This is a genomic window from Patescibacteria group bacterium (genome assembly GCA_041650995.1).
Taxonomy (GTDB): Bacteria; Patescibacteriota; Patescibacteriia; order XYB2-FULL-38-15; family XYB2-FULL-38-15; genus JAHIRI01.
In genome coordinates this window covers 1-26,423 of the sequence record JBAZJZ010000003.1, presented here as the reverse complement: position 1 = coordinate 26,423, position 26,423 = coordinate 1, and the positions used below count along the sequence as shown (strand labels likewise).

Below are 26,423 nucleotides of genomic sequence, written 5' to 3'. Positions count from 1 at the left end.
TCTAGGCACTCCCCTTGCCGAATAAAACAACTAAAGGGGTTTTAAACAAAATATACAAATCGAGTTTTAGCGACCAATTTTCAATATAATATACATCAATTTTAACTTCTTCTTCAAAATCAAGATCGGCCCGACCGGAAATTTGAGCAAGACCCGTGATGCCCGGCTTAACAATTAAAACTTTTTTGTGGTGTTTTTTATACCTAGCAACCTCTTCGGGCAAATGCGGCCGCGGACCAGCCAAACTCATTTTTCCAGTCAACACTAAAAAAAACTCTGGCAACTCATCAATACTGAAACGTCGGATAAATTTTCCCACGCGCGTGATTCGCGGATCATCTTTAATTTTAACAAGCGGCCCTTTTCTAAAATCCTGCTCGGCCAGCGCTGTGTAGCGCAAATTATGGGTGTGCGGCTTCATGGATCGAAATTTAAAGTAATGAAAGGGGGTGCCATTCTGGCCGACTCTCTCTACGGGCGTTCCATCATCCAGTTTGCTCCAAAAAATCGGACCGCGAGAATCTAGCTTAATGGCAATAGCCGTTAAAATCATGATCGGCGAAAAAAGAATCATCAAAATCAACGAACCAATAATATCAAAAATTCTTTTATAAATTCTCCCCCAACCTTCAAGGCGAGTTCTTTTAATTTCCGCAACCGGCACACCGGCATAATCACGGATATCAATTTTAGCTGCTTGTACGGAAAAAATATCAGCCGAATACTTAAAAACTATGTGATGCTCGTTGCAGAAATCAATAAGATTCATCGTCTCCTCCCGACTCGCTCCTCCTTGCGCCTGAATTATTTCGTCAACTCCGACAGCCCGATAAATTTCTTCAAGCTCCCTCGCCGCTTCGTCATCAAATTTCTTGTATCTTTTAATAACCTTTAAGCCAAGCCCTGAATTTTTATAAAATTCATTAACTAAAATATCAGCCGCTTTATCTTCACCGACAATCACAACTCGATGAACGCCAATACCTCGACGAAAAAACGCCCGTTGAATAAAGCGCGTGGCTAACCGGCCAAAACTCACAAAAATAATGGCAAAGATCCAGGCAGCAAGAATTATAAAGCGGGAAGAAAATAAATCACGATTGAAAAAAATCAAAACAATTATGACAGCTAAACCGGCAGAACACGCTAAAAAAATTTTGGCGAGTTCGTCTAAAATTCGCCTCGTTCCGCCAATCGTGTAAAGTCCAGAGAGGGCAAAAATAGCAAGCCAAAGAAAACCTGTGAGCGCCGCGATATTTAAAAAATTACCAAAAGGCATTTCATAAATAATCGGTCGCAGAGCGGCAAATGTTTCAAATCTTAAAAAATAAGCAGCCAGAGCTGCCAAGATGAGCATTAAAAAATCCAGAGGAACCAAGATGACGGAAAAAATAAGTTCTGATTTTTTGAGCATAATAATGTTATTTAGTTTGTCTGCCAAGATTTACTTTATCAGCATGATGTTGTTCAACTCCTTTTTTTATTTCTGACCAATTTTTTATCCATTCCCGCCCATCGCCCGCCGGCCTTATTCCTCCATCTTCCGTTTTTTCTATTCGCATGCAAAACCCTGCCTTATTTTTTTCTAAATACAGAAAACTTTTTTGCTCGTCGCAGAAATTCATTAAATCCTCTTCAGAAAAACCTGGCCATGAATATTGGCCATCACGAATGGGCCGCAACGGAGTTCCTTTAGCCGATTGGACGTAAGCTTTGCTATGAATATTAAATCGATAAATGCCGGGTTGCCAATCAGAGGTATCAACTTCAAGCCAACCGGGAAATTTTTCACTCTCTAAAAGATCGACTGCTTCAATGCCAGAAATGCGATGACCCGGCGTATTTTTGTTTGTTTCTTCTTCGGCTCGTTCCTTTAAAACCCGCTCGTCATTATTATCAGTCGGACCTTCAACCCTCGAACCAATCCATAGTTGCGCCTCTCTTAACCCCAACAATTCCGTGTTTAACAAAAATAAATTTTTATCTTGAACTTTAATAAATTCTTTCATAAGTGATCCCCTAAAATTTATCCGAGTAACTATAAGCCGGATTCTGTATCCCGCAATGATGCGAAACGGTAATCATCTATCTGGGATCACGATTGCTCGCAACCTCAAGCGGCTATTTTTGCCTTGCACCGGATAGGTGTTTTCCACGGCGCCTGTCACCAGGCTGTCCCGCGTGAGCTCTTACCTCACGATTTCAACCTTACCCGCCCCGCAATACTGCGGGGTCTCACCCCGACTTTCGTCGGGATTCGAGCGGTATATTTTCTGTTGCACTGTCCGTGGGCTTCATCAAATGATGTTCGATTAAGCTGCCCCCGCCGCGTAAACGGCAGACGCAACACAAACAACAATGCATACTCCCCGTCGCTGTTAGCGACTATCTCTCTTTCGACTTTATGTCGAAACGGTGTCCGGACTTTCCTCCCCCTTTTCCCCGATCTTAAACGGAAAAATGAGAGCGATTACCCATTACTCGGATAAATTTTAAGGTACCAAAATATCTCTTAAAATAACACAATTTATAGATAATGTCAAGACCTTTTTCACGTTCAAAATTACTAGACCATGATGCTAAAAATCCAAATGTCAAAATCTAAATGACAAATCAATGATTAAAATCTAAAATCTAAATTTTGACATTGATATTTTGGATTTGATTTGACATTTGAGCTTTGGATTTTGGAATTCTACCCCAACCCCGTTTTCTTTTTCACTTCAGCCAAAGTTTCGGCGGCCAATTTTCTTGCTCGCTCCGCGCCGACTCGCAAGATTTCCTGAACTTTTTCTGGATTCTTTTCCAACTCTTTTCTTTTCTTTCTAAAATCCTCAAACTCATCAGCTATATTTTTAACTAAAATATTTTTGCAATCAAGACATCCAAATTTAGCATGGCGGCAAGAATCCGCCACCATTTTTATTTGCTCGGGCAAAGACATTATTTTATGCAAACTATAAATATTACAAATTTCTGGAGTACCCGGATCGGTCGCCCGCTTTCTTGCTGGATCAGTAACGGCCGGCGCCAATTTTTTCCAAATTTCTTCCGGCGTATCAGAAAGTAAAATTCCCCCGCCGCCGGTCTTGCTCATTTTTTTCGTCGGATCATCTAAGGACATTATCCTTGCCCCTTTTGTCAGCGCTTCTTTGGGCAAAGGAAAAGTTTTGCCAAACATTTTATTAAAACGGTTGGCAATTTCCCGCGCCAGTTCAATATGCGGCAGCTGATCTTCTCCGACCGGCACGATATTTGCTTTATAAATCAAAATATCCGCCGCCATCAAAACCGGATAAGATAAAAGTCCGAGATTTATATATTCTGGATGCAACGCCACTTTTTCTTTGAAAGTCGGCACGCGTTCCAGCCAGGAAACTGGCGTGATTGTCCCCAAAATCCAGGCAAGTTCAGCGTGTTCCGGAACGTGGGACTGGACAATCAACGTACTTTTTTTCGGATCAATCCCAGCGGCCAGATAATCCAACACCACTTCATATTTTTCCTTCATCATTTCTTTCGGATCGTAGGGCGTGGTCATGCCGTGATAATCAACCACAGCAAAAATGCAATCGGCTTCGTCCTGAAGTTTTAACCAATTCTGAATTGCGCCAAAATAATTGCCGATGTGCAATCTTCCAGATGGTCTTATTCCTGAAAAAACGCATGGTTTCATATATTTATATTATACCTCAATTATGACTGGAAGTACCATTGGCCGGCGTTCGGTTTTGGTAAAGAGAAATTGGCCGATGTTGTCGCGGATTTTATTTTTGATGAAGACATTATCTGCCGCGGATTTCGGATCGCGATCAGAAATTAATTTTTTCACCTTGGCGCGAACCTGTTCGATTAATTCTTTGCTTTCCCGCATATAAACAAACCCACGGGAAATAATATCCGGACTGCCAATTAAATAACCCGTCTTTGCGTCAATCGTAGTGATAATAACAATCATTCCGTCTTCAGCCATCATCTTCCGATCGCGCAACACAACTTGACTCACATCGCCCACGCCAAGGCCGTCCACCATCACGTAGTCGGACGGAACATGCTGCGGGGTAAGCCGTCCCGTCGCGCCATAAGAATCTTTTGACGCTGCCTGAAACTCCATCACCTGACCATTATCCGCCACAAAAATATTTTTGGGATCAAAACCAATACTCTCGGCAACTTTCGCGTTCAACCGAAGATGCGAATGGCTGCCTTCAATGGGAATAAAATATTTTGGATTAACCAAACGAACCATCAGTTTAATATCTTCCGCTTTGGCATGGCCGCCGGCGTGAATATCCATCATTTTGTAGTGGACAACATCCGCGCCTTTGCGATAAAGTGTATCTTTCAATCGCTGAATTGTCCGCTCGTTTCCCGGCACAACCGATGAGGAAAAAACAACCGTGTCCTTCGGTTCAATTCTCACAAATCGATGTTCTTCGTTAGCAATTCTCATCAAAACCGCGCGTTCCTCTCCTTGAGCACCAGTGCAGACAATGATAATTTTTTCCTGAGGGAAATTATGAACGTCAGCAATATCAATTAATGTTCCCTGCCTTACTTTGAGGTAGCCGAGCATTCTCATAATTTCCACATTAGTCTTCATACTGAAGCCATCAACCGCGACTTTCTTTCCCATTTCCTCAGCAATACGAATAATTTGTTCAACCCTTGAAAGCAAGGAAGAAAATGTTCCAATAATAATTCTTCCTGGCGCTTTTTCTATTAATGTTTTTAAATTTTTTCCAATTTCATGTTCAGAAATTTGGTGACCTTCTTCTGGAGCGTTCGTGCTGTCGGACATTAAGGCCAAAACTCCCTGCCGTCCGACTTCGGCAATTTTCGCAAAATCAGCCGGCCGTTCATCAACCGGCGTGTAATCAAATTTCCAATCGCCAGTGTGCACGACCGTTCCGACTGGCGTATGTACCACAACCGCCACAGAATCCGGAATATTATGATTTACATGAATAAATTCTAATTTGAATTTTCCCAAAGTTATAACATCCTCGGTTTTTACCACAGCCAAATTCAATTTCGCGCTTTTATAATCTTCTTGACGTTTTTTAATAATGGCCAAAGTTAACTGCGTGCCATAAATCGTAGGATTACCAAGGCGCGGAACAAGATGCGGGATGCCGCCAATATGATCGTAATGACCGTGAGTAATAATTATGCCGCGAATATTTTTTTCCTTGCCTTTCAGATAAGAAATGTTGGGAATAATATAATCAATTCCCGGCATGTCTTCCTCCGGAAATTGCAAACCCATATCAATTAAAATGATATCGTTTTCATATTCCAAAAGAGTCATGTTTCGGCCGACTTCTTCCAAGCCGCCGAGCACAATCACTTTTAGTTTGGGCGTTCCAGGGCCTTTGGAAAAAAATTTTCCGCTGCCCTGCCCTTTTTGTTTTTTTGTTTTTTTATAATACACCATATAAAAAATTAAAAGTTAAAAATGAAAAATGAAAAATTTTTAATTTTGCATTTTTAATTTTGAATTTCCATGCCCAGGGGGAGACTCGAACTCCCATGACCTTACGATCGCTGGCACCTGAAGCCAGTGCGTCTGCCAATTCCGCCACCTGGGCAAAATTTAACAATCAACTTATCGTTTTTTAAAATCTAAAATCCCCGATCTTAAATCTAAAATTTCCTATTTCCACTGTCTTTTTATTTCTTTATGCCAATTTGAAATTCCGGCGAAACGGTCGCTCGGAACATTGATGCGCGCGACATCGATCCCCAGGACATCGGCACTGACAACATAAGTGTAGCGAGGGCTATAGAGAAAAATGGCCGGAATATCGTCGGCTAAAATATTTTGAAATTCAAGGTATTTTTTTGCTCGTTCTTCCGTATTATCTGTTTGCCTTGCTTCTTCAAGCAATTTATCGGCATTGCGGTTGGCATAAAGAGACAGGTTGAGTCCCGGATCTTCAATTTGAGAAGAATGCCAAAACGGAAAAGGGTCTGGGTCAAAACCAAGAATTGTGCCAAGCATTAATGATTCATAAACGCGCGGACGAATAACTTCTCTTTGGATTCTCGTTGAAGAAATAATATTTAATTCAACTTGCACTCCAATCGCCTCCCAGTCTGTTTTAATAATTTCTGCGACCTTCGTATACTCCAGCCGATCAACTGTTGTTAAAGTTATCTTCAAAACTTTATCGCCTTTTTTACGAAAAATTTCTCCTTCTGCCAGTTTAAAACCCGCCTTTTCCAAAGTCTCCCACGCCAAACCTTGGTCAAAAACAATTTTTTTAACATCCGGAGAATAACCAGTATGCCCCGGCAAAATCGGACCGTCAATTACTTCTCCCTTTTGGCCTAAGGCCTCTTCAACAATTTTATTTTTATCTATTCCTTCCGCCAAGGCCTTTCTAACTGCCTTATCTTTTAAAAATTCATTATTTTTTTGGTCAAAAAAGATCGCCGTGTATTGAGGCAAACTAAGAAAATATTTTTTAAATTTTTTGCTTTGAATTGTGTTTTCTGTTTCTTCTGGTAAAAAACTGACTCCCTCAATATTTTTATTTTGCAGGGCAGCCACGGCCGAGCTATAATCGGGATAAAATTTAAAAACTAATTTTTCTAAATACGGTTTTTGGCCGTAAAAATCTTTATTCGCGGTTAAAGTATAAACTTTTATGCTGCCGCTTTTATCTTTAGTCAAAGATTTAAATTTAAATGGCCCTGAACCGATAGGTTTAATGTTATACTCGGCCAAATTCGCGCTTTGCGCCGGAATATTATACCAAAGATGTTCCGGCAAAATGCCAAAAGTCAAAACTCCCAAAAATGGGGCGTAGGCTTCATTCAAAGTAAATTTTAAAGTTTTGTCATCAACTTTTTCCGCCGTTATGCCGCGAAAGCTGGAATAAAGCGGACTCCGGAAGAGCGGATCTTTAATCAAAGATATTGTGAAGACGACGTCCGAAGCCGTCAACTTCTCTCCATCATGCCACACCAAGTTATCTTTAAGATAAATTGTGTAAATTTTTTTGTCTTCACTCACTTCAAATTTATCCGCGAGGTCTGGGGTAAGAATTCGTGCGGCATCGTATTTAAAAAGACCGGAAAAAATTAAGCGCGATAAATCCATATCAACGTCGTTTGTCTGGGCTAAAATAGGATTAACGTATTGCGGCGTACCGACCAAACCCTCAACATACTCCCCACCAAAATCAGGAACTTGTTCCATTTTTTCCAAACCAAATTTTACTGCCAAAAAACCAAACCCAGAAAGCATAATAATAAAAAGCCCCAACAAAATAAATTTTTCCGAACGAGCCAAATATTTGGGAAGATATTTCAACTGGCTAAAAGTTGGCATCCTTGATTTTGACAACGCAAAAACTAACTTTTTATCAAAATCAGTCTGCCTTCTCGCGGCCAGCTGTTCATTTTTTTCTTCTTTCTTAAAACGACCTAAAAAAAATTTAATCATTAGATTTACTAATCTTAAACTACGACTCACTCTTTGATTGTCGTTTTTCTCCACCTTTTATTTAGAATCCGCCGCCCAAATTTATAAGAGGAAATTTGCTAAAGCGGCACCGAAAAATATAATCGAGAGAATAATAGTCGCAACGTGCAGCTTCTTCTCAAGACCCCTTTTTGTCTGATAAACCGCGCCTTCTCCACCAAAAACTCCGCCAACACTCGCGCCGCGACTTTGCATCAGAATTACCACCATTAATAAGACAGAAGCAACAATTTGAATAATATTGATGTATTTCATATTAATTTAGAGAAAAATCCTTACGTATAGAATAATAGCAAAACCTTCCTTTTTTGTCAATTCTGACCTTTTTTGCTCAATATTTCTCTTAATTTAAAAACTCCGCGGCCGCTGACCTTATGATGACGGCGCTTTTTCTTTTCCCGCCTTTCTTGTTCTTTTTCCAGCTTTTTTTCCAATTCTTCGCGATACCCCATATTAACAATTTATGATATACTTTAATTGTAGCATATTTAGATAATATATTTTATTATTTCAAAATTATGGAGGAAAATTTCGCGGAAGAAATTTCCAAAAAATGGTATAAAAAATGGTGGGGTGTCTTAATTCTTGTCGTGGGCGGCTTGATTTTAAGTTTTACATTAATTATTGGCGGCCAAGTTTATTATTATTATCGCCAAATCAAAAATGGAAAAATGCCCCTGCCTAGTCAAATAATGTTTCAAAAATCCAACACCGCAACGGCTGCGAGTGGCACGCCTGATCTTTCTAAATTAAATCCCTCTGGCGAACCATCAACTTCCTCCACCGCGCCTTTTACAATCGTTGGATTTTTTGATTTTGAATGTCCATACTCAAAAGAAGCCGTGACCGCGATGCACGAGGCCGAAACTCTCTATGGCGACAAGGTTAATTTTGTTTTTAGAAATTTCCCCTTAACCGACATACATCAAAACTCCATGCTCGCGGCGACTGCCGGTGAATGCGCTCATTCCCAAGGTAAATTTTGGCTGATGAGCGATAAAATTTTTGAAGGCTCAGCTTTAAGCAGGGAAAATTTTGAACTTTACGCCCCTGAAATTGGTTTGGATACGGAGCAATTTAAAAAATGTCTGGATAGCTATCAAGGGAAAGGCGCTGTTTTAAAAGATGTCGTGGACGGTCAAGCCCTGGGTGTCGTCGGAACTCCAACTTGGTTTATAAATGGTGAAAAAATTGAAGGAGTTCTTTCTGTTGCCGACTTCAAAAAAGTTATTGACTTTTTCTCGGCTAAACAAACTCCATAACATAATTATATGATCGAAATACGCTTGCATGGCCGCGGCGGCCAAGGCACAGTTACGGCTGCCGAATTGATCGCCGAAGCAGCTTTCCTTGATGGAAAATTCTCACAGGCCTTTCCTTCTTTTGGCATTGAGCGGCGCGGCGCCCCGGTTGAGGCTTATGCCAGAATTTCCTCGGAACCGATAACACTTCGTTCAAAAATTTACCAGCCTGATTATCTTATTATTCAAGATCCCACTCTAATAAATTTGGTTGAAGTACGGCGCGGCGTCACAAAAAAAACTTTTATCATTATAAATACCGAGAAATCCCCTGCTGATTTCAAAAAAATATTCGGAAAAAACACCATTCAAACAATCCCTGCGACACAAATTGCTCTCGCGATTTTAGAAAAACCCATTATTAATACTATTTTACTCGGCGCCTTCGCGGGGGTGTGTGATCTCCTAAATCCAAAATCTTTAAATGCGGCTATCTCCTCCCGCTTCAAAAAAGATATCGCCGAAAAAAATCTTAAAGCTATGAATACCGCTTATTGCCATTGCAGCTCAGATTCGGATTATTGTTTTACCGCAAAAAAATGTAAAATAGCTGTAGACGGCGGACAAAAATTTTCCGTCACTTGTTAAAATAATCAAAATAAAATGTCAGATAAAAAAATCGACTTCATCGCCAAACCCGGAACAACGACTGCCAATAAAACCGGCGCTTGGCGGATTTTTTATCCTACTGTTGACCATGAAAAATGCATTGGCTGCGGGCTTTGCGACCGCGTTTGCCCAGAAGGAGTTTGTTTTTCTACTGGCCAAAAAAATTCCAAAGGTTTAACTTTTTACGATCGTGATTTAGATTTTTGCAAAGGCTGCGGGCTTTGCGCTAAAGAATGCCCTGTCAAAGCCATCTCTATGCATTTTGAAGAAAAATAATTTATGAAAAAATTTTTAGAAGGCTCACGCGCTATCGCCGAAACCATTAAACTCTGTCGCCCCGACGTGATAGCCACTTACCCTATCACGCCCCAAACCCATATCGTGGAAAATTTAGCAAAAATTAAAGCGCAAGGTCTTGCTAACTTTCAATATTTAAAAATGGAAAGTGAAATGGCTGCCGCTTCCGCCGTTTTGGGCGCTTCAGGCGCAGGAGCAAGGGTTTACACAGCTAGCGCATCGCAGGGTTTGCTTTTAATGACTGAGGTTTTATTCAATATCGCCGGGCTTAATCTGCCAGTCGTTATGACGTGCGCTAATCGCGCCGTTTCCGCTCCGATTAATATTTGGAATGATGAACAGGACGCGATGACCGTTAGGGATGCCGGCTGGATAATGCTTTTTGCCGAGGATAATCAAGAAGCTTCAGATCTTCACATTCAAGCATACAAAATTTCAGAGCAGACGAATCTGCCGGTCATGGTTTGCGTGGACGGATTTAGTCTGACCCACACTTTTGAACCAGTTGATATTCCAGACCAAAAACTGGTAGACAAATTTTTACCAAAAAGAAATCCTGTGGCTGGCCGATTTCTTAATCCCAAAAATCCCGTCAGCATTGGCGGAATTTCTACGCCGGAAAGTTATGTTTTTGCCAGAAAACAATTACACGAAAATTTGCTGGCTAGCAAAAAATTGATTAAAAATATATCAATAGAATTTAATAAAAATTTTTCAAGAAAGAAAAAAGGTGACGGTTTGATTGAATATATTGGCCCCAAAAATCCAAAACTAATGATTATTGCCATGGGATCTGTTTTGGGAACAATCAAAGCAACTTTTAAAAAGGAAAAAATATTTAATGAAATCGGGATTTTAAAAATTAAATGCTTCCGCCCTTTCCCCGGCGAAGAAATTTCCAAAATAATTTTACGGAATAAACCAAAACATGTCGCTGTTCTTGATCGATCCGTATCTTTAGGCCAAGGCGGAATCGTCGCGAATGAAATAAAAAATCTTTGCCCCATCGGCATGGTTTCAAATTTTATCGTCGGCCTTGGAGGCAGAGATGTTACTCCGGAACATATTGAAAAAATTGTAAAGCTAAGTCTTGCCGACAAAACTTGTGCCTCTCGCTTCTTTACTTAAAAATAAATTTTAAAAATGTATAATTTTATGCCAAATCTCGACAAAGTCCTAAAAATTTTACCAAAAATATTTTTAGGAGTTCTAGTCGCCATTTTTGTTCTTCAAGTTGTTGGGTTTTTTGTTATTTTTTATCTTTCAAGCCAAGCTTTAAAATAGTTCATAACTATGGCAAGAAAATTAATAAAAATTATTTTGCTGCCAGTAATCACCTTAACGCTGTTTATTTCTGTAAACCCAGCTTTAGCCCAAACAACCGAAGCGAGTTCTCGATGCTGGTCAAAATCTGACTGCGTAAAAAAAACTTCTGGCTGCGAGGCCTGTTTTGAATTGCAAGAAACAATTTGCGGCGAAGGACGCGGTTTCTGTTATGCCAAACCCGTGCCGGCGACTTTAGAAATTTCTTTAGGCGGCCTCCGCGAAGTTACTGACCCGGCACAATATATTTCTCAACTTTACGAATGGACAATTTCCATCACAGGAATCTTAGCCGGCATTATGATTATGATTGGTGGGCTCTTATATCTCACGGCAGGCGGATCTCCTGAACGCGTTTCCAACGCGAAAAGTTATATCAGTAATGCTTTAATCGGTTTAATTTTAGCTTTATCTTCTTACTTTTTACTGCAAACTGTAAACCCAGCTCTTCTTGATTTAAAATTTCCCAAAGTTCCGCTCGTCGCCTCTGTAACCATCACCCAATTCTGTGAAGATTTAGAAGAAGCGGGAATTGAAGTTGAACCAGAAAACGGCGGCAAAAGGTGCGGAGATCTGGGCATTCCTAAAACTTCAGATGAAAATGAGAATGTCCCTACTAAATGCACTTACGGCAGTTGCACTAATCCCGAAGAAAATTGTGAAATTAATCCCGAGGAACTCGGACCAGTAGCTGAATGTAAAAAAGTTGCAGGAGTAAGACTGGATCTCTATTTGGCGGAACGAAGAAAAAAACTTGGCTATGAGCCAGGCTTTACGACAAATCCTACGGAGTTTTTATCAAGCATTTATGTCCTCGCGGAGAAACAAGATATTACGGAAGTTTGCCAAAAGTGGACACCCAGATCTCAAAACGGGATAATTTACCGTGTCTACCCAACAGCTTCTTGCGATTTACTTTCCGACGTTGGCAGCGCGGCTTTTCTAAAAGATGCTGGGATGGTCGTAGCCATTTACACGGGGGCGAAAAGTTTATACAGCGGAGCAAAAACCGGGATACAGGCTACTCAAGCTGGGTCAAAATTTGGCCAAGTAATCGGTGGGGCTGAAGTCGGCCTCGGAGCTTGGGAAACACGGTCAGCTGTCAGAGCCGTAATTAAACATCCAACCGTGGCCCTTATCGTTGGATCAATAATCGCCTCTGTTGGTGTTTACGAAGGAGTGATGTGCAATGTTAATGCGCCCCTGCGCGGTAACGCAGCTTGTGCCCTAGCAGCCATAGATTGTAAACAGATTAAAAGTTGCCATGACTATGACAAAATCAATATCAAATCAGAAAAAACAAAAAATATTCAAGATATTTCTCCTGAAGATAATCTCGGAATGACGAGCGTTGAGATGCACACGGAAATTTGTAATGAAAATCCTTGCCAACTACCCTTTAACTGCCAACGAAGTCTCGGAAATTACGCACCCTGGAACCCGGATTCTGGTTCAATTGGAGATATTGCCTACTCCCCACCTTTTACAAGTAATCTCTGCTCTGCTTCCGGTCTTACTTTCAGACCTATTCCAGGTGCTAGTTCTGCGGCAAAATGTTGTGCCCGTGATGTTATTGGCCCAATCTACTCTGGTTTTAGTAGTACTAAAAAACAAAAACTTGGGCAACTTTGTGAAACAAACGACGACTGCCAAGCTCCTCTAACTTGCAGTGGGACAACTGTTACCTTGAAAAATGTTTTAACTCGTTGCCGAGGCTATCAAGATCCCGATCCCTCATGCACTGAGGGATGGTTAGCTCCAAACTCTGTTGTCGGCGGCAGTAATTGTTCTTCAATCTGTCATGATGACGCAGCCTATCACAGATACGCCACATTTTTTAAAAAAGAAGATAAAACCCTCCGCCGTTGTCAATAATTTATGAATCATAAATATAAAAACCCCTTCAACCATCTTCTTGCTCCGGGACATCGCGGATGCGCCGGCTGCGGAGAACTTTTAGCTGCACGACACGTAATAAACGCTCTGGGAAAAGATACGATTGTTGTCTCCGCCACCGGATGTTTAGAGGTCACGACAACTCCATATCCGGAATCATCCTGGAAAGTTCCGTGGATTCATTCTCTTTTTGAAAATGCCCCGTCAGTCGCTTCGGGAATTTTAACCACGCTCGAGGCCAAGGGAGACAATAAAACCAATGTCGCAGTCTTTGCCGGTGATGGCGCAACTTTTGACATTGGCTTTGGCGCTCTTTCCGGTCTTTGGACGCGCCACGAAAACATTATTTATGTTTGTTTTGATAATGAAGCATATATGAATACTGGTAACCAATATTCCGGCGCGACTCCCTTTGGCGCGGCAACAATGACCACCCCTCCTGACACAACCGTTTTTGGCAATGAGTTTATAAAAAAAGATATTCCCGCGATTGCCGCAGCGCACGGCGTTCCTTATATCGCAACTTCTACTATTGGTTTCCCTGAAGACATTACGGCAAAAATAAAAAAAGCGCTCACTTTCACCGGTCCGAAATACATCCAAATTTTAGTCGGCTGTGTTCCGGGCTGGGGATATGAATCTGAATTAACTGTTTCACTTTGCCGCCTTGCAGCTCAATCCGGCCACTATCCAATTTTTGAAATGGAAAACGGGAAAATAACGAAAGTGATGAAAATTCCGCAAAACCCGCCGAAGGTGGAAGAATATTTACGACCACAAAAAAGATTTTCCCATCTTTTCAAAACTAACAATGGTAAAAAACAAATCGCCACTTTGCAAAGAATGGCCGAAGAAAATATTAAAAAATACAATTTGAAATAAGTCTTTAATTACTAGTTCCCAGTTACTGATTTTAAACAGGCTCTTTGCCTGTCTTTTTTTATCCCCACGTAAGGGAACTTGACCATTTTTGCTGTTTGATGTATACTAACTTTTAATAAATTCTAAATTCTATTTTTTGGGTTATATTTTCCAAAATTATGCCGAATAAAATTATAGTCAGCGGGGCGCGTGTCCACAATCTGAAAAATATCAGTGTGGAAATTCCTAAAAATAAATTTGTTGTTATCACCGGTCTTTCTGGATCGGGAAAATCGTCGCTGGCTTTTGACACAATTTATGCCGAGGGCCAACGCCGTTACGCCGAAAGTCTTTCCTCTTATGCCAGACAATTTTTGGGTGTGATGGATAAACCAGCGGTCGATGAAATCACTGGCCTTTCTCCAACTATCGCGATTGATCAGCGCACCGTTTCCCACAACCCCCGCTCCACAGTCGGCACAATCACGGAAATTTACGATTATTTAAGACTTCTCTATTCCACGGCTGGCATTCCTCATTGTCCAAAATGCGGGGTGGAACTTATAAAACAAACTTCAAAACAAATTTCCGAAAAAATATTATCACTCTTCCCGAGCAAGGAAATTATTATTATAGCTCCATTAAAAGATGGCCAAAATAATTTAAAGCGCATCCTGGAAAAAATAGAACGCGCCGGATATTCTCGCGTCAGGATTGATGGAGTTTTTTACGACCTCGCCGCCATAAAAAATCAAAATTTCGAAGACAAAAAAATAAATCTGGAAGTTGTTGTCGACAGAATCGTTATTAACTCCAATAAAAAACAACTGGCTAGTATAGTTGATACCGCGCTGGAGCTTGGCGATGGCGTAGTTACCGTTTTCGAACCATCCGCGGAACGCGATCTGGTTTTCAGCCAAATTTTTATTTGTCCGAAATGCGGTTATGAAATGAAAGAACTCGAACTTCGAAGTTTTTCTTTTAACAGCCCGTACGGCGCTTGTCCCGCTTGCTCGGGATTAGGCACAACTTCAAAAATTGATCCAATGCTCGTAATTCCAAATCTCCGATTAACTTTAGCAGAGGGTGCCGTGAAGCCTTGGATAAAAATTTCCGGTGGCGCTTCCGGACAATTAAAAACCCTCGGCCTTTTGGCTCCGAAATATGGTTTTTCTCTTGACGTACCAATCAAAGATTTAAAAAAAGAGCAATTAAACTACGTACTCCAGGGCATTCCCGGGACGGATTACGAAGGCGCGATTCCAAATCTCGAAAAAAAATATAAAGAAACCGATTCTGATTATGTTAGAAAGGAAATTGAAAATTATATGCGGACAGAAATCTGTCCCTCCTGCCACGGAGCGCGGTTAAAACCGGAGGTGCTGGCCGTAACCTTCAGTGGCAAATCCATCGCTGAACTCGCGGCGATGTCGGTCGGGCAAATAGAAGAATTTTTTGGAAGCCTCGGCAAGCAAAAAACGCCGCTCGGAGCGCGTGAGCTAAAAATTGCCACTCCTGTCGTAAAAGAAATCCTGGGTCGAATTAAAAATATTAATAACGTCGGTTTAGGATATTTGACGCTTGATCGAGCCGTCGCCACGCTCTCGGGCGGTGAAGCGCAACGGCTACGCCTAGCCAGCCAAATCGGTTCCTCACTTTCCGGCATTATTTATGTTCTAGATGAACCATCAATTGGATTGCACTCACGCGACAATACAAAACTTATTGAGACATTACAAAAATTAAAATCTCTTGATAATACCATTATTGTTGTTGAACATGATGAAGCAACAATTCTTTCAGCTGATTATGTTTTAGATATCGGTCCTGGCGCTGGGGAATATGGCGGCGAGGTCGTGGGGAAAGGAACGCCCGAAGAAATTAAGAAAAACAAAAAATCACTGACCGGCCTTTACCTTTCCGGAAAACAAAAAATTGATGTTCCTAAAAATTATCGCAAAGGAAATGGAAAATTTTTGACTATCACTGGCGCGGCGGAACATAATCTAAAAAATATTGACGTTAAAATTCCCTTGGGAAAATTTGTCTGTGTTACGGGTGTTTCTGGCTCCGGAAAATCAACTTTAATCACGGAAATTTTAAGTAAAGCTTTAACCCGTGCCTTTTACCATACAAAAGATTTGCCCGGCAAACACAAGGAAATTAAAGGAATCGATTTATTGGATAAAGTCATCACGATCGACCAATCGCCCATCGGCCGCACGCCTCGTTCCAACCCGGCGACTTATACCGGAGTTTTTACTTACATTCGCGATCTTTTTACGGAAAATCAGGAAGCAAAAATGAAGGGGTATGACGCGGGAAAATTTAGTTTCAACGTTAAAGGCGGTGGACGCTGCGAAACCTGCGGCGGCGAAGGTGCCGTAAAAATTGAAATGCAATTTCTACCTGATGTTTATGTAGAATGCGAAGAATGCCACGGTAAACGTTATAATGCCGAATCTTTGGAAATTCATTACAAAGGAAAAAATATCGCCGATATTTTGGGAATGACCGTTCTTGAAGCCAGACAATTTTTTAAAGACGTTCCGGCCATTTATGAAAAACTTCAAATTTTAGCGAATGTCGGCTTGGGGTATATGCGCCTCGGTCAGCCGGCCACCACTCTTTCTGGCGGTGAGGCACAAAGAATTAAGTTGGCCACAGAACTTTCTCGAAGAGCAACTGGTAAAACTCTTTATATTCTTGACGAACCGACAACCGGCCTGCATTTTGACGATATTAAAAAACTCTTAGTGGTTTTGAATCAATTAGTTGATAAGGGAAATAGCGTTCTGATTATTGAACATAATCTTGATGTGATTAAATGCGCCGACTGGGTTTTAGATCTTGGACCTGAAGGCGGCGACTGCGGCGGCTATCTTGTGGCCCAAGGCACGCCCCGAGAAATTGTTAAATCTAAAAAATCTTATACCGGCCAATATCTGAAAAAAATGAAAATTTAAAAAAGAAAACAAAAAAACACCGAGTTGCTCGGTGTTTTTTTGTTTAGTGATATCTTGTTTTACGCCGCTACTTCTTTAAGCCTCTTATTGTAACTGCGGAGAAAATAAAGTTTTGACCTTTTGACCTTGGCCTGTTTCACCGGTTCAATTTTAACGATTGTTGGCAAATTAACAGGAAAAATTTTTTCTACACCAACGCCGTTAGAAATTTTTCTGACAGTGATTGTGGCGCCTATTCCCGTGCCACTTTTTTTGATAATAATTCCTTCAAAAATCTGTACTCTTTTTCTTTCCTTAGTTTTTGCCTTCCCCTTTTCTTCGGTCATCTCAACTTCTTTAATCTGTTGATGGACACGGATGGTCTGACCCGGTTTTAACGCGGGCAATTCCGCTCTTTTAACTTCTTCTTTTTGAATTTCTTTTGTTTCTTCTGCCATATAAAAAAATACCTTTAAGAATGATATATTTGACTATTATACTCTTATTGTTTTAAAAGTCAATATCTTACGCCTTTTCCTTTAAATTCTGAATTAAAATCCGAAAAACTCGATCAACTGTTTCTCCCAGCTTATTTTCTCTATTTACTATAATATAATCATAACCGCGGCGATGTTTTAGCCACCTTTTAGTGAAAGGCATCCTTTTCTTTATAACTTCAGGCGAATCTTGGCCCCTTCTTGCTAATCTTTTTTCTAAAACGGCGAGCGACGGCGGATAAATAAAAATGGACAAAACTTCTGGCTTTTTTTTCTTGATCGTTTCTACGCCCTGATAATCAACTTTCCAAAGCGCCAATATTTTCTTCCGCGACAACCTATCAAGCTCTTCGTGAGTAACTCCTCTATGATCTCCATAAACCCGCGCCCACTCCCAAAATTCTTTATTTTTAATCATCTTTTTAAATTTTGGAACCGTAACAAAATGATATGGTCTCCCCTCTGTTTCACCCGGCCTTTTGGCTCTCGTTACTGTCGTAACCACTCGCTTGAATTTTATCTTCTTGCTCAAACCTTCAATCACGGAATCTTCACCCGCCCCCGACGGTCCAGAGATAATAAAAAAAATAGTTTTTTTAATTTTTGGGTTAATCATAAACTATTTTATAACTGACAAAAATTTTTTTAGTTCTGCGGGTAAATCACTTTTAAATTCTTGCTGTTCGCCATTGAAATCTGTAAAAATAATTTTTGACGCATGCAAAAATAACCGAGGCAATACCGGCTCTTTAATTTTCCGGGGGCGGTAAAGTTTGTCGCCAACTACCGGGTATCCCAGAGCGAAAAGATGCACTCTGATTTGATGTGTTCTGCCAGTCTTGATTCGCACCTTGAGCAAAGTAAAATTTTTAAATCGTTCCGTAGCTTCATACTCAGTAATAGCCATTCGCCCAGTTTCAGAACCCAAGGGCAGAGCGGCAAAGCGGCCAGAATTCGCACGAGCAATGGGGAATTCTATTATTCCTTCGTCCTGCGTTAATTCCCCATGTACCAAAACTGTGTATTCTTTTTTTACCATTCTCTCTTTAAATTGTTTGGTTAGTAATTCAAAGGCTGCTTCGGTCTTGGCGACAAGGAGTAAACCTGAAGCGCTTTTATCCAGGCGGTGGACAATTCCCGGACGCGCCGGATCTGGACCAACCTTAGCAATACTGGGATATTTTTCTACCAGCCAATCAACCATGGTCGGCTCATCTTTTTCTTTTTCTGAAGCGACTTCAAGACCGGCCGGCTTTTCCACCACCAAGATATCCTTATCTTCGTATATAATTTTTGGTTCTTGCCCTGACATTATTTATACTCTTCTAAATATTTTTTTAAAACATCAAATCCTTTTTTCTTTCTCTCTTCAACTGGATCATCCTCCGCGCCAACTTGTCCGGAAAGCTGAGCTTCGCGTAAAACCATAATCAACTCTCCCACCTTTTTGCCGGGTTTTATTTTAAGTCGCTTCATTATTTCATCTCCATTCAAAACCGGCTTAGGCAATCTATTTTTTTCTTTAACCAAAGCCCTTAGCCCCTCAATTCTTTTTTGCATTGCGTAAAAATTCTCCAAATCAGGTTCGCCAACTTCGGGAATCGTGGCCAGGGCGTCAACAAATGTTAATTGCAATAAACCATCCCCAGGAAAATTAGGGTTGAAAAAATATTTTTCAATTGTGCTCGGTTTCATTCCTTCAATCTCTCCCTGCAAAAGCAACATATGTTTTCCAATCATCTGCCCGACTTTTTTCGGTTCGACTCTGAGCGTTGACTCTTCCGGCAAACTATCTAATTTTAACCGTCGACAAATTTCTTCCGCCGCTCTTGCCCCAGCCTCATCATGACCATCAAAACGAATGCGGTCAGTACCATCGCGTTCCGGCGTCTTTATAGTTAAAGGCTTGCCCAAATCATGAAACAACACAGCCATCACCACTTCCGCGCTTGGACGCTCTTCGCCAAACTGTTTTTTAAATCTTTCGGAATAAAGATTCCCCAGAGCCATTCTAGTATGAGTCCAAACATCTCCTTCTGAATGAAAATGCGGCGGTTGTGGACAACCGCGCATAGAAAATAATTCTGGCATTAATTCATAAAGCGCGCCGCTTCGCTCGTATAAATCAAGCGCCCGGACAGGATTGTGCCAAAAAGCCTTAAGTAATTCTTTGGCTACAGTTTCGTAAGGGATTACTCTTTCTTTTTTTCCAGCGCGCACTCGTTCATCATTTATATGCTTCATCATATCCTGAATGGCTATAAAAGTTTTTCCTTCAATTTCAAAACCAAACTGGGTGGCAAAACGCAATGCCCGGAGCATTCTGGAATAATCTTCCCTAAATCTTTCTTCCGGTTTTCCCACGGCCCGCAATACTTTTGCCCCTAAATCTTCCAATCCGTGGAAGGGATCAACCAATTTTCCATTTTTCAAATCTAAAGCCATGGCATTTACCGTAAAATCACGCCGCGCCAGATCTTCCTCCACGGCCATTTCTGGATTGGATTGGACTTCAAAATCCCGATAGCCGCCGCCGGCTCCAAGAGAATGTTCTGTCCGCGGCAGAGCAACGTCAATTGCTTCTTCTAATTTAAATCCTGCTGGCATAAATTTATATACGCCAAAATTTCTACCAACCAAAACCACTTCTCCGCGTTCGGACAAAAATTTCTCTAAATTTTCCGCGGAAACACCGCGCACGACAAAATCAAAATCTTTCTGTTTCCCCACACCCTGCGCCGCGTCCCTCACTGCTCCGCCGACGAGATATATTTCACTTTTAGGAAAAGCTACCAACAATTCTTTGGCAAAACCAAGACTAGGCTCCGCTTCTAATTTCCCGCGGAACTCCCCGAGTCTTGTTTCATAAATTGCTGTCCGATTTTTTTCCATATTTTCTAACATAATTTTACTCTCCTTTTATAACCGCGAGCGGCACGAGGCGCGCTACTTTTTTTGCAAGACCCGCCCGGTGGACTACTTCCACCACTTCATCTATATCTTTGTATGCTAAAGGTGCTTCTTCGGTGAGCCCGGAAAGTGAAGCACAGCGGACGATAATTCCTTGCGCTTCTAATTCTTTTTTTAAAGTTTGGCCACTGACTCGCCGTCGCGACTCGGCCCGCGACATTCTCCGGCCGGCGCCATGGCAAGTTGAACCGAAAGACTCGGCCATCGCCACATCAGTTCCTACCATAACATACGAAGCCGTGCCCATGCTTCCAGGGATTAAAACCGGCTGACCAGTCTCTCGATAAATTTCTGGCAACTCTTCTCGCCCGGGACCGAAAGCTCTCGTCGCCCCCTTCCGATGCAAACAAACTTTTACTTTTTCCCCATCAATTTCATGCTCTTCAAATTTCGCGATATTATGAGCCACGTCGTAAACTAAATCTAAATTATATTTGCCGCTGATTTTATGACTCAAAACTTTTTCCCAAGCTCGCCGAACTAATTCTGTAATCATTTGACGGTTAGCCCAGGCAAAATTGGCGGCCGCGGCCATGGCTTTAAAATACCTTTGTCCTTCTTCCGAGTCAAGCGGCGCCGAGGCAAGTTCTCGGTCTGGTAACTCTATTTTCCATGACGGTAATTTGGCATCCATAAGACGCACGTAATCAGTCGCGACCTGATGACCAAGCCCGCGCGAACCAGTATGAATCATCACCGTAATTTGATTTTCGCGCATGCCAAAAATTTTAGCAACTTCGGGCAAAAAAATTTTTTCCACTCGTTGAATTTCTAAAAAATGATTTCCCGAACCAAGGGTACCAAGTTGATCTCGCCCACGACCTTTCGCGCGAGCACTCACCAAGCTCGCATCCGCCCCTTTCAAACATCCACCTTCTTCCGTTTTTTCCAAATCATTTTTTTCTCCATAACCTTGCGCCACCACTTTTACTGATCCGCCTTCTAAAATTTCATCCACTTCTTTTTCTTTTAAAATCAATCTCCCACCGCGGCCAACGCCAGAGGGAACATCGCGAGAAATTTGATTTGCTAAATCAACTAAATGCGGCACGAGTTCACTATGCAAAAAAGAGCTGGCCAGAAGTCGCACGCCGCAGTTAATATCATAACCCACTCCTCCCGGCGAAATCACTCCGCGTTTCACATCCATCGCAGCCACTCCACCAATCGGAAAACCATAACCTTCATGAATATCGGGCATGGCTAGAGCGTATTTTAAAATTCCCGGCAGAGTTGCCACATTAATCAACTGATCCACCGACCGGTCTTCTAAAATTCCCTCCAACATTTTTTCGCTCGCATAAATTCTCGCCGGCACGCGCATGTCAGAACGAAAATCTTTCGAAATCTCCCAAAGTTGATTGCTGATTTTTTTAAAATTTGATTTATCAAACATATTAAATGTCAAAAAGCACCGTCGCCTCCCAACCTCCACTATTTTTTTTAATTTCCAATCCGTGATAAGTCACGGCTTTTATTTCTATGCCAAAACTTTTAACTGGGACACCGAAGATTTTCGCCTCGAGTTCTGTCTTAGCCAATTTCTCAAATTTTACTTCAAGATATGCTTCGTTATTTATATCACTTTGCGCCAACACTTCACTTAAAAAATCTACGAGCAAACTTTGCTCGTCGGCCGACTTAATTTTTATTTTTCGAGGCGTAAATTCCTGATTTTCTGTTTTTGCTCCGGCACCAAAAAACATTCCGTTTAACATATTCAAAAATAGCTCTTCTTTTGTCTTACCAAAAGCCCTAATTTTCAGATCTGTCGTATGTTCTAATATTTCGTATTTTTTCATAAAAATTTAACTGCTTTTCTTTATTTTATCATACTTTTCGGCTAAAACCTATTGTAAAAATAGCCGTTTTCAGTTATGCTGGATTTAATTGGACACGTAGCAGAGCTCATCAGAACACGGCTCTTATGGCGATGACCCTTCATAAATATTCCTCCTCAAATGGGCGTGTAGCTCAGTCGGTTAGAGCACAGCTCTTATAAAGCTGGGGTCGATGGTTCGAGTCCATCCACGCCCATTTGAGGGGTAGTATTTAGATAAATGTAGCTATCGATATATCGGCAAATGCCGATATTTTTATTTTATATAAAGGTTGCCGCTATAAAGCTGGGGTCGATGGTTCGAGTCCATCCACGCCCATTTTGTAATTGAAAAATTTATTACTAGCAAAAATATCTTTTCTATACTTGACAAAATAATTTTATCTATTAAGATAAAGTATCGCTAACAAAACGGATGGAGGAAATGATGCCAATTATCGTTGGCCGAGAAAGTCTGAAATACGTCGTTCCAGCTGACGCCGAAGCTTACGCGCAGGCTTCGACTTCTCCGGAACGGATGTGGAAGGAACTAACCGAAAGAAACGGCGGACTCGCGAGCAACATTCAGCGCGTTCATTGCGAGTTGAAAAATCTGATCGAGTTCGCTGCGGAAGTGGCTCGGATGAAGGGGATTTCTCTCGCCGAGATTGAGATCATCTGCCCTCAGCTCTTGAGTTTTGAGGGCTGGAGCAACTATACTGAAGGTGCCCGCGACTCCCATTCCAGCGCACACCAGTTACGCACCTGGTTCGTTATGTTCTACGGCACAAACTTTCTCTTCCATATTGACTCGGTAGAAGGAAGGGTGTCTATCTCTTTCTCGCCGAGGGCTGTACCAAAACATAGGTTCTGGTGGCGCTTCGACTACTAGAACCCCCGTTCAAAACGCCAGAGCAGTCAGAGACTGCTCTTTTTTTATCAAAAAAATGATAAAATAAAATTTTTGTTTCATTTCCCCATAAGTGCGGCTAATGTAAACTATTTCAAATAATCTATATAAATTAATTGACTTAAAATATTTTTTGTGTTTTTGTATTTATTATAAGGAGGGAACGATGAGCGTCCGCCCCAAAAAGAAACTAGTCCGAAAAGGTGTCCGTTCAGATTGGTGGGAATGGCCCACCTTCTTCACCCGCCGAGCATACTTCCGCAATCCCGATGAAAATCCAATAATAGTTGAACTAATTTTGCCCGACGGAGCAAAAATTAACCTGGGCCGGTTTCCTGATACAGGAAACCCCGATGACCTCCACCGCGCAGTTGCTCGGCATTTCAGGAAAATATGGGATCCTTCCAAGCGCTGCCAACGTCCAGGATAATCTTGACCCGCGTTCATTTACAAAAAAATGGCGCGGGATTTTTTATATTTTTTTAAAAAATAAATAATCAAAAATTAAAAAGTTATCCACATCCTTGCCTCTTTTTTCTTGTTGACAACAAAAAAATGTTATATAATAAAATAATGTTTTAAAATTTTATACTTTTTTCGTTTTTATCTCTTATAAGGGAGGAGGTGAACAACCATGGCAAAAAAGAAAGCCAAAAAGAAAGTCGCGAAAAAGAAAAAGGCGACTAAAAAGAAAAAGCGAAGATAACGTTTAAAAAACTTCTCCTGCGTGCGCACGGAGAAGTTTTTTTATTTATAAAAAATATTACTGAAACTAAAAAAGTTTTTCTTGTTTTATTTGTTTCTTCTCTTTATCATTAAAAAGTCTTACTGTTCCATATACACCGTCGTAGCCCGGCTCAATTTTTACTTTTCCTTCGCGATTCCGCCTAATGGCCTCAACAATTTCCGGCAATGTAATTTTTGCTAATTCTTCATAAGATAAGTCCAAAAGTACCCGAAACTCGCTACCCCCTTTTAAAATTAAATTTTCATACTCCCGATTAACAGCTTTTGTCTTTCTGCCAAAAACTCCAAGCGCCTCGGCAATCGTGTCGTCCAAACCAACTAAACTTTTATAATCAATCGCGCTCTCCGGCTGCTCACCTTCCGGACGATCGGCCAATTCTTCCACCCGATTCATCACCCCAATCGTTACCGGCCGGCCGCAAACCGGACAAATCCCTTTTCGCTTTCGCGTTTCTTCTGGCATCATTCTAATTTTACAAGCCCGATGCCCGTCAATATGGTACATCCCCTCTTCGGGATAAAATTCTACTGTGTACAAAAATTTTTTCTTATCTTTTTCTCTAATGATCCGACAAATTTCATCATAGAAATTTTTCACGCCATCACCAATTTCAAAAACGTCTGCCTCGCGTCCGATATTTTCCGGCGAGTGCGCGTCCGAGTGTGATACCAAAGTAATCTTGTCTAATTTTTTCAATCGCCAATTCATCGCCGGATCTGAAGAGAGCCCGGTTTCTATCGCGTAAATTTTTGGCGTGAGCTCATCAAAGCATTCTTCCATCGAATCAAATCCCGATTTGGATCCAAAAATTGCAAACCACGGGGTCCAAGCGTGCGCCGGAATTATCATGCATCGCTCGTCAATTTCAAAAACAATTTCTGCAAGTTTTTTGGCATCCAACCCCAAAATCGGCCGGCCATCAGAAGCCAATTTCCCAAGCGTTCCTAATTTTTCATTAATTTTTGCCGCGACTTCAAGCGTTGGCGCGAAAATAATAATGTGCAACCGTCGGCATTTTCCACCTTTTGAATAAATACAACTTACTTCAGTAGAAATAAAAAAATAAATCGGTCGCGTCTGCTGGGTTTTGTCTTCCACTAATTCATATAACCCATTGCCCGCCGATTTTAATTTACTTTTAAGTTCAGCAAACCATTTTGGATGAGTAAAATCGGCGCACGAAACAATGTCCACTCCTTTTTTTCGACACCATTCCGCAATAATTTCCGGCACCAGTCGCGGCGAACAAGCCCGGGAATACTTTGAGTGAATATGTAAATCGCTGATGTAGCGCATATTTTTATTTTTCTATTAACGATTGCGCCAAGCCCAGTTGCTCTGGCGTATTAACTCCCACGGCCTCGGTCGGATCGTCAGTCACCAAAGTTTCTATTTTTTGATTTTCCAAAATCGCCATCTTCACGAGATCGGTGATATAAAATTCTCCTTGCGCATTGTCACAATTAATTTTTGATAAATTTTCCCAAAGCCAACTCGCCCTAAAACAGAAAAATGATGGATTAACTTCGGTAATCTTTAATTGTTCTTCTGTCGCATCTTTTTTTTCCACAATCGCCGTAACTTTTCCCGAAGAATCTCTAACTATTCGGCCGAAATCATAAAAATTTTCCCGCCATTCGCCAAAATCGGGAAGACGAAGAGTAACGAGGGTAAGCACCGCCTGATTTTTTTCATGCGTTGCGACAAGTTTTGCTAAAGTTTCCGAACGCAAAAATGGCGTATCACCATTCACGACGACAATATTATCTACGCCAGTCAAATAATTCTCCGCGCAAGAAACGGCGTGGGCTGTCCCTAATTGCTCCGCCTGCAAAACGTAACTGCAGCTTGTTCCCAAATATTTTTTAATAATTTCCGTGCCGTACCCAATAATAACCATTGGCCTTTTTGTCACGCCCGACTCCAGAACAGATCCAACCACTCTTTGGATCATCGTTTTCCCTCCGACCTCGCGCAAAACTTTTGGCAAACCAACTCCCATTCTTTTGCCCTTTCCTGCCGCCAGAATAACTACTTGGTTCATATATTTTATAATGCTTTAAAATACTCTGTGTTTGTTTCGCTCGTCCCCACCTTGGCGGAATCCCGCTCGCTTACAAATAAGATTACCCGAATCGCGGAATATTTTCAAGATTAAAAAATCGCCCGAAGCAATCTCGGACGATTTTTTGTTTTTAACTTGAAAACCCGGCACTGTCCTACTTTCCCCAAAGAGTATCATCGGGGCTGAGGTGCTTAACTTCTGTGTTCGGGATGGGAACAGGTGTGGCCACCTCGCTAGTAGCACCGGGATTTCAAGCTAAAAACGCTTGAAATTTATTTTTGTATGTTTGAACAATTCTTGTGGTTAGAATCGACCTATTAGTATGGCTCGGCTCAAATCCTTACGGACCTTACACCTGCCACCTATCAACCTTGTGTTCTTCAAGGGGTCTAATGAAATTTAATCTTGAAACCGGCTTCGCGCTTAGATGCTTTCAGCGCTTATCCGTTGCCGAACGTAGCTACCCAGCTATGCCCTTGGTAGGACAACTGGTACACTAGAGGTTCGTCCTTCCCGGTCCTCTCGTACTAGGGAAGAGTTTTCTCAAATTTCCGCGCCCACGACAGATAGGAGACCGAACTGTCTCACGACGTTCTGAACCCAGCTCGCGTACCGCTTTAATTGGCGAACAGCCAAACCCTTGGGACCTTCTCCAGCCCCAGGATGCGATGAGCCGACATCGAGGTGCCA

At 41.5% G+C, this 26,423-nt stretch carries 24 protein-coding genes, 2 tRNA genes, 2 rRNA genes and 1 other RNA gene; 10 read left to right on the top strand and 19 right to left on the bottom strand.

Annotation, left to right across the window (positions count from 1 at the left end):
- Nucleotide 1 precedes the first annotated feature (1 nt).
- From WC445_04010 to WC445_03970, 9 genes are all read right to left on the bottom strand, one after another.
- The gene (locus WC445_04010; protein MFA5129093.1) at nt 2-1,414 is read right to left on the bottom strand and encodes a sugar transferase; all 1,413 of its coding nucleotides are present in this window, start codon (nt 1,412-1,414) and stop codon (nt 2-4) included.
- A gap of 7 nt (nt 1,415-1,421) precedes the next feature.
- Nucleotides 1,422-2,009 carry a hypothetical protein gene (locus WC445_04005; GenBank protein ID MFA5129092.1) on the bottom strand — a complete coding sequence of 196 codons (588 nt, stop codon included), beginning with the start codon at nt 2,007-2,009 and terminating at the stop codon, nt 1,422-1,424.
- A gap of 16 nt (nt 2,010-2,025) precedes the next feature.
- An RNA gene (gene rnpB, locus WC445_04000) (RNase P RNA component class A) lies at nt 2,026-2,486 on the bottom strand.
- Nucleotides 2,487-2,695: 209 nt separating this feature from the next.
- Nucleotides 2,696-3,676, bottom strand: a complete 981-nt coding sequence (gene trpS, locus WC445_03995) for a tryptophan--tRNA ligase (protein ID MFA5129091.1) — start codon at nt 3,674-3,676, stop codon at nt 2,696-2,698.
- 9 nt (nt 3,677-3,685) lie between these two features.
- Nucleotides 3,686-5,437 (bottom strand): ribonuclease J, encoded by a 1,752-nt coding sequence (locus WC445_03990; GenBank protein MFA5129090.1) that lies wholly within the window; start codon nt 5,435-5,437, stop codon nt 3,686-3,688.
- Nucleotides 5,438-5,507: 70 nt separating this feature from the next.
- Nucleotides 5,508-5,591 (bottom strand) — tRNA-Leu (locus WC445_03985).
- 65 nt (nt 5,592-5,656) lie between these two features.
- Nucleotides 5,657-7,453 (bottom strand): ABC transporter substrate-binding protein, encoded by a 1,797-nt coding sequence (locus WC445_03980; GenBank protein ID MFA5129089.1) that lies wholly within the window; start codon nt 7,451-7,453, stop codon nt 5,657-5,659.
- An 81-nt stretch (nt 7,454-7,534) separates the two neighbouring features.
- Nucleotides 7,535-7,747, bottom strand: coding sequence for a preprotein translocase subunit SecG (secG, locus tag WC445_03975; GenBank protein MFA5129088.1), 213 nt, complete (start codon nt 7,745-7,747; stop codon nt 7,535-7,537).
- A 56-nt stretch (nt 7,748-7,803) separates the two neighbouring features.
- Nucleotides 7,804-7,944, bottom strand: a complete 141-nt coding sequence (locus WC445_03970) for a hypothetical protein (GenBank protein ID MFA5129087.1) — start codon at nt 7,942-7,944, stop codon at nt 7,804-7,806.
- 66 nt (nt 7,945-8,010) lie between these two features.
- Here WC445_03970 and WC445_03965 point away from each other — a divergent pair, with 66 nt between their 5' ends.
- The 8 genes from WC445_03965 (at nt 8,011) to uvrA (ending at nt 16,745) form a co-directional block, all read left to right on the top strand.
- On the top strand, nt 8,011-8,754 hold the full coding sequence (locus tag WC445_03965) for a thioredoxin domain-containing protein (protein ID MFA5129086.1): 744 nt from the start codon (nt 8,011-8,013) through the stop codon (nt 8,752-8,754).
- Between the two features lie 9 nt (nt 8,755-8,763).
- Nucleotides 8,764-9,381 carry a pyruvate ferredoxin oxidoreductase subunit gamma gene (locus WC445_03960; GenBank protein MFA5129085.1) on the top strand — a complete coding sequence of 206 codons (618 nt, stop codon included), beginning with the start codon at nt 8,764-8,766 and terminating at the stop codon, nt 9,379-9,381.
- A 15-nt stretch (nt 9,382-9,396) separates the two neighbouring features.
- Nucleotides 9,397-9,678 (top strand): 4Fe-4S binding protein, encoded by a 282-nt coding sequence (locus WC445_03955; GenBank protein ID MFA5129084.1) that lies wholly within the window; start codon nt 9,397-9,399, stop codon nt 9,676-9,678.
- A 3-nt stretch (nt 9,679-9,681) separates the two neighbouring features.
- On the top strand, nt 9,682-10,827 hold the full coding sequence (gene porA / locus WC445_03950) for a pyruvate ferredoxin oxidoreductase (GenBank protein MFA5129083.1): 1,146 nt from the start codon (nt 9,682-9,684) through the stop codon (nt 10,825-10,827).
- A 27-nt stretch (nt 10,828-10,854) separates the two neighbouring features.
- The gene (locus WC445_03945) at nt 10,855-10,983 is read left to right on the top strand and encodes a hypothetical protein (protein ID MFA5129082.1); all 129 of its coding nucleotides are present in this window, start codon (nt 10,855-10,857) and stop codon (nt 10,981-10,983) included.
- 9 nt (nt 10,984-10,992) lie between these two features.
- A complete protein-coding gene (locus tag WC445_03940) occupies nt 10,993-12,897 on the top strand; it encodes a pilin (protein ID MFA5129081.1) in 1,905 nt (634 codons plus the stop codon).
- A 3-nt stretch (nt 12,898-12,900) separates the two neighbouring features.
- On the top strand, nt 12,901-13,800 hold the full coding sequence (locus tag WC445_03935; protein MFA5129080.1) for a thiamine pyrophosphate-dependent enzyme: 900 nt from the start codon (nt 12,901-12,903) through the stop codon (nt 13,798-13,800).
- A gap of 158 nt (nt 13,801-13,958) precedes the next feature.
- On the top strand, nt 13,959-16,745 hold the full coding sequence (uvrA, locus tag WC445_03930; GenBank protein MFA5129079.1) for an excinuclease ABC subunit UvrA: 2,787 nt from the start codon (nt 13,959-13,961) through the stop codon (nt 16,743-16,745).
- A gap of 59 nt (nt 16,746-16,804) precedes the next feature.
- On the opposite strand, the gene rplS is transcribed toward uvrA, so the two are convergent.
- The 6 genes from rplS to WC445_03900 all read right to left on the bottom strand — a co-directional run bounded on the left by rplS (nt 16,805) and on the right by WC445_03900 (nt 21,993).
- Nucleotides 16,805-17,182: a 50S ribosomal protein L19 gene (gene rplS, locus WC445_03925; GenBank protein MFA5129078.1), complete on the bottom strand. Its 378-nt coding sequence runs from the start codon at nt 17,180-17,182 to the stop codon at nt 16,805-16,807.
- A 67-nt stretch (nt 17,183-17,249) separates the two neighbouring features.
- A complete protein-coding gene (gene gmk / locus WC445_03920; GenBank protein ID MFA5129077.1) occupies nt 17,250-17,837 on the bottom strand; it encodes a guanylate kinase in 588 nt (195 codons plus the stop codon).
- 3 nt (nt 17,838-17,840) lie between these two features.
- Entirely contained in the window at nt 17,841-18,533 is a 693-nt protein-coding gene (locus tag WC445_03915; protein MFA5129076.1) for an RNA pseudouridine synthase, read from the bottom strand.
- Entirely contained in the window at nt 18,533-20,125 is a 1,593-nt protein-coding gene (locus WC445_03910) for an HD domain-containing protein (protein MFA5129075.1), read from the bottom strand. The genes WC445_03915 and WC445_03910 overlap by 1 nt, the downstream gene beginning before the upstream one ends.
- Before the next feature lie 4 nt (nt 20,126-20,129).
- Nucleotides 20,130-21,587 (bottom strand): RtcB family protein, encoded by a 1,458-nt coding sequence (locus WC445_03905; GenBank protein ID MFA5129074.1) that lies wholly within the window; start codon nt 21,585-21,587, stop codon nt 20,130-20,132.
- Nucleotide 21,588: 1 nt separating this feature from the next.
- Nucleotides 21,589-21,993, bottom strand: coding sequence for an archease (locus tag WC445_03900; protein ID MFA5129073.1), 405 nt, complete (start codon nt 21,991-21,993; stop codon nt 21,589-21,591).
- 161 nt (nt 21,994-22,154) lie between these two features.
- On the opposite strand from WC445_03900, the gene WC445_03895 reads away from it, so the two are divergent.
- Both WC445_03895 and WC445_03890 read left to right on the top strand, forming a co-directional pair.
- A tRNA-Ile gene (locus WC445_03895) sits at nt 22,155-22,228 on the top strand.
- 227 nt (nt 22,229-22,455) lie between these two features.
- Nucleotides 22,456-22,902, top strand: coding sequence for a hypothetical protein (locus WC445_03890; GenBank protein ID MFA5129072.1), 447 nt, complete (start codon nt 22,456-22,458; stop codon nt 22,900-22,902).
- 790 nt (nt 22,903-23,692) lie between these two features.
- Here the strand turns inward: WC445_03890 and WC445_03885 are convergent.
- From WC445_03885 to WC445_03870, 4 genes are all read right to left on the bottom strand, one after another.
- On the bottom strand, nt 23,693-24,964 hold the full coding sequence (locus tag WC445_03885) for an endonuclease Q family protein (GenBank protein MFA5129071.1): 1,272 nt from the start codon (nt 24,962-24,964) through the stop codon (nt 23,693-23,695).
- 4 nt (nt 24,965-24,968) lie between these two features.
- Complete coding sequence (locus WC445_03880) at nt 24,969-25,712, bottom strand: NTP transferase domain-containing protein (GenBank protein MFA5129070.1); 744 nt, start codon at nt 25,710-25,712, stop codon at nt 24,969-24,971.
- Between the two features lie 162 nt (nt 25,713-25,874).
- Nucleotides 25,875-25,980, bottom strand: a 5S ribosomal RNA gene (rrf, locus tag WC445_03875).
- A 52-nt stretch (nt 25,981-26,032) separates the two neighbouring features.
- Nucleotides 26,033-26,423, bottom strand: a 23S ribosomal RNA gene (locus WC445_03870); the annotation flags it as partial.

Excerpts from the sequence above, each read along its gene's own strand:
- WC445_04010 (MFA5129093.1), bottom strand. The coding sequence starts at position 1,414 with ATGCTCAAAAAATCAGAACTTATTTTTTCCGTCATCTTGGTTCCTCTG.
- WC445_04005 (MFA5129092.1), bottom strand. The coding sequence starts at position 2,009 with ATGAAAGAATTTATTAAAGTTCAAGATAAAAATTTATTTTTGTTAAAC.
- trpS (MFA5129091.1), bottom strand. The coding sequence starts at position 3,676 with ATGAAACCATGCGTTTTTTCAGGAATAAGACCATCTGGAAGATTGCAC.
- WC445_03990 (MFA5129090.1), bottom strand. The coding sequence starts at position 5,437 with ATGGTGTATTATAAAAAAACAAAAAAACAAAAAGGGCAGGGCAGCGGA.
- WC445_03980 (MFA5129089.1), bottom strand. The coding sequence starts at position 7,453 with ATGATTAAATTTTTTTTAGGTCGTTTTAAGAAAGAAGAAAAAAATGAA.
- secG (MFA5129088.1), bottom strand. The coding sequence starts at position 7,747 with ATGAAATACATCAATATTATTCAAATTGTTGCTTCTGTCTTATTAATG.
- WC445_03970 (MFA5129087.1), bottom strand. The coding sequence starts at position 7,944 with ATGGGGTATCGCGAAGAATTGGAAAAAAAGCTGGAAAAAGAACAAGAA.
- WC445_03965 (MFA5129086.1), top strand. The coding sequence starts at position 8,011 with ATGGAGGAAAATTTCGCGGAAGAAATTTCCAAAAAATGGTATAAAAAA.
- WC445_03960 (MFA5129085.1), top strand. The coding sequence starts at position 8,764 with ATGATCGAAATACGCTTGCATGGCCGCGGCGGCCAAGGCACAGTTACG.
- WC445_03955 (MFA5129084.1), top strand. The coding sequence starts at position 9,397 with ATGTCAGATAAAAAAATCGACTTCATCGCCAAACCCGGAACAACGACT.
- porA (MFA5129083.1), top strand. The coding sequence starts at position 9,682 with ATGAAAAAATTTTTAGAAGGCTCACGCGCTATCGCCGAAACCATTAAA.
- WC445_03945 (MFA5129082.1), top strand. The coding sequence starts at position 10,855 with ATGCCAAATCTCGACAAAGTCCTAAAAATTTTACCAAAAATATTTTTA.
- WC445_03940 (MFA5129081.1), top strand. The coding sequence starts at position 10,993 with ATGGCAAGAAAATTAATAAAAATTATTTTGCTGCCAGTAATCACCTTA.
- WC445_03935 (MFA5129080.1), top strand. The coding sequence starts at position 12,901 with ATGAATCATAAATATAAAAACCCCTTCAACCATCTTCTTGCTCCGGGA.
- uvrA (MFA5129079.1), top strand. The coding sequence starts at position 13,959 with ATGCCGAATAAAATTATAGTCAGCGGGGCGCGTGTCCACAATCTGAAA.
- rplS (MFA5129078.1), bottom strand. The coding sequence starts at position 17,182 with ATGGCAGAAGAAACAAAAGAAATTCAAAAAGAAGAAGTTAAAAGAGCG.
- gmk (MFA5129077.1), bottom strand. The coding sequence starts at position 17,837 with ATGATTAACCCAAAAATTAAAAAAACTATTTTTTTTATTATCTCTGGA.
- WC445_03915 (MFA5129076.1), bottom strand. The coding sequence starts at position 18,533 with ATGTCAGGGCAAGAACCAAAAATTATATACGAAGATAAGGATATCTTG.
- WC445_03910 (MFA5129075.1), bottom strand. The coding sequence starts at position 20,125 with ATGTTAGAAAATATGGAAAAAAATCGGACAGCAATTTATGAAACAAGA.
- WC445_03905 (MFA5129074.1), bottom strand. The coding sequence starts at position 21,587 with ATGTTTGATAAATCAAATTTTAAAAAAATCAGCAATCAACTTTGGGAG.
- WC445_03900 (MFA5129073.1), bottom strand. The coding sequence starts at position 21,993 with ATGAAAAAATACGAAATATTAGAACATACGACAGATCTGAAAATTAGG.
- WC445_03890 (MFA5129072.1), top strand. The coding sequence starts at position 22,456 with ATGATGCCAATTATCGTTGGCCGAGAAAGTCTGAAATACGTCGTTCCA.
- WC445_03885 (MFA5129071.1), bottom strand. The coding sequence starts at position 24,964 with ATGCGCTACATCAGCGATTTACATATTCACTCAAAGTATTCCCGGGCT.
- WC445_03880 (MFA5129070.1), bottom strand. The coding sequence starts at position 25,712 with ATGAACCAAGTAGTTATTCTGGCGGCAGGAAAGGGCAAAAGAATGGGA.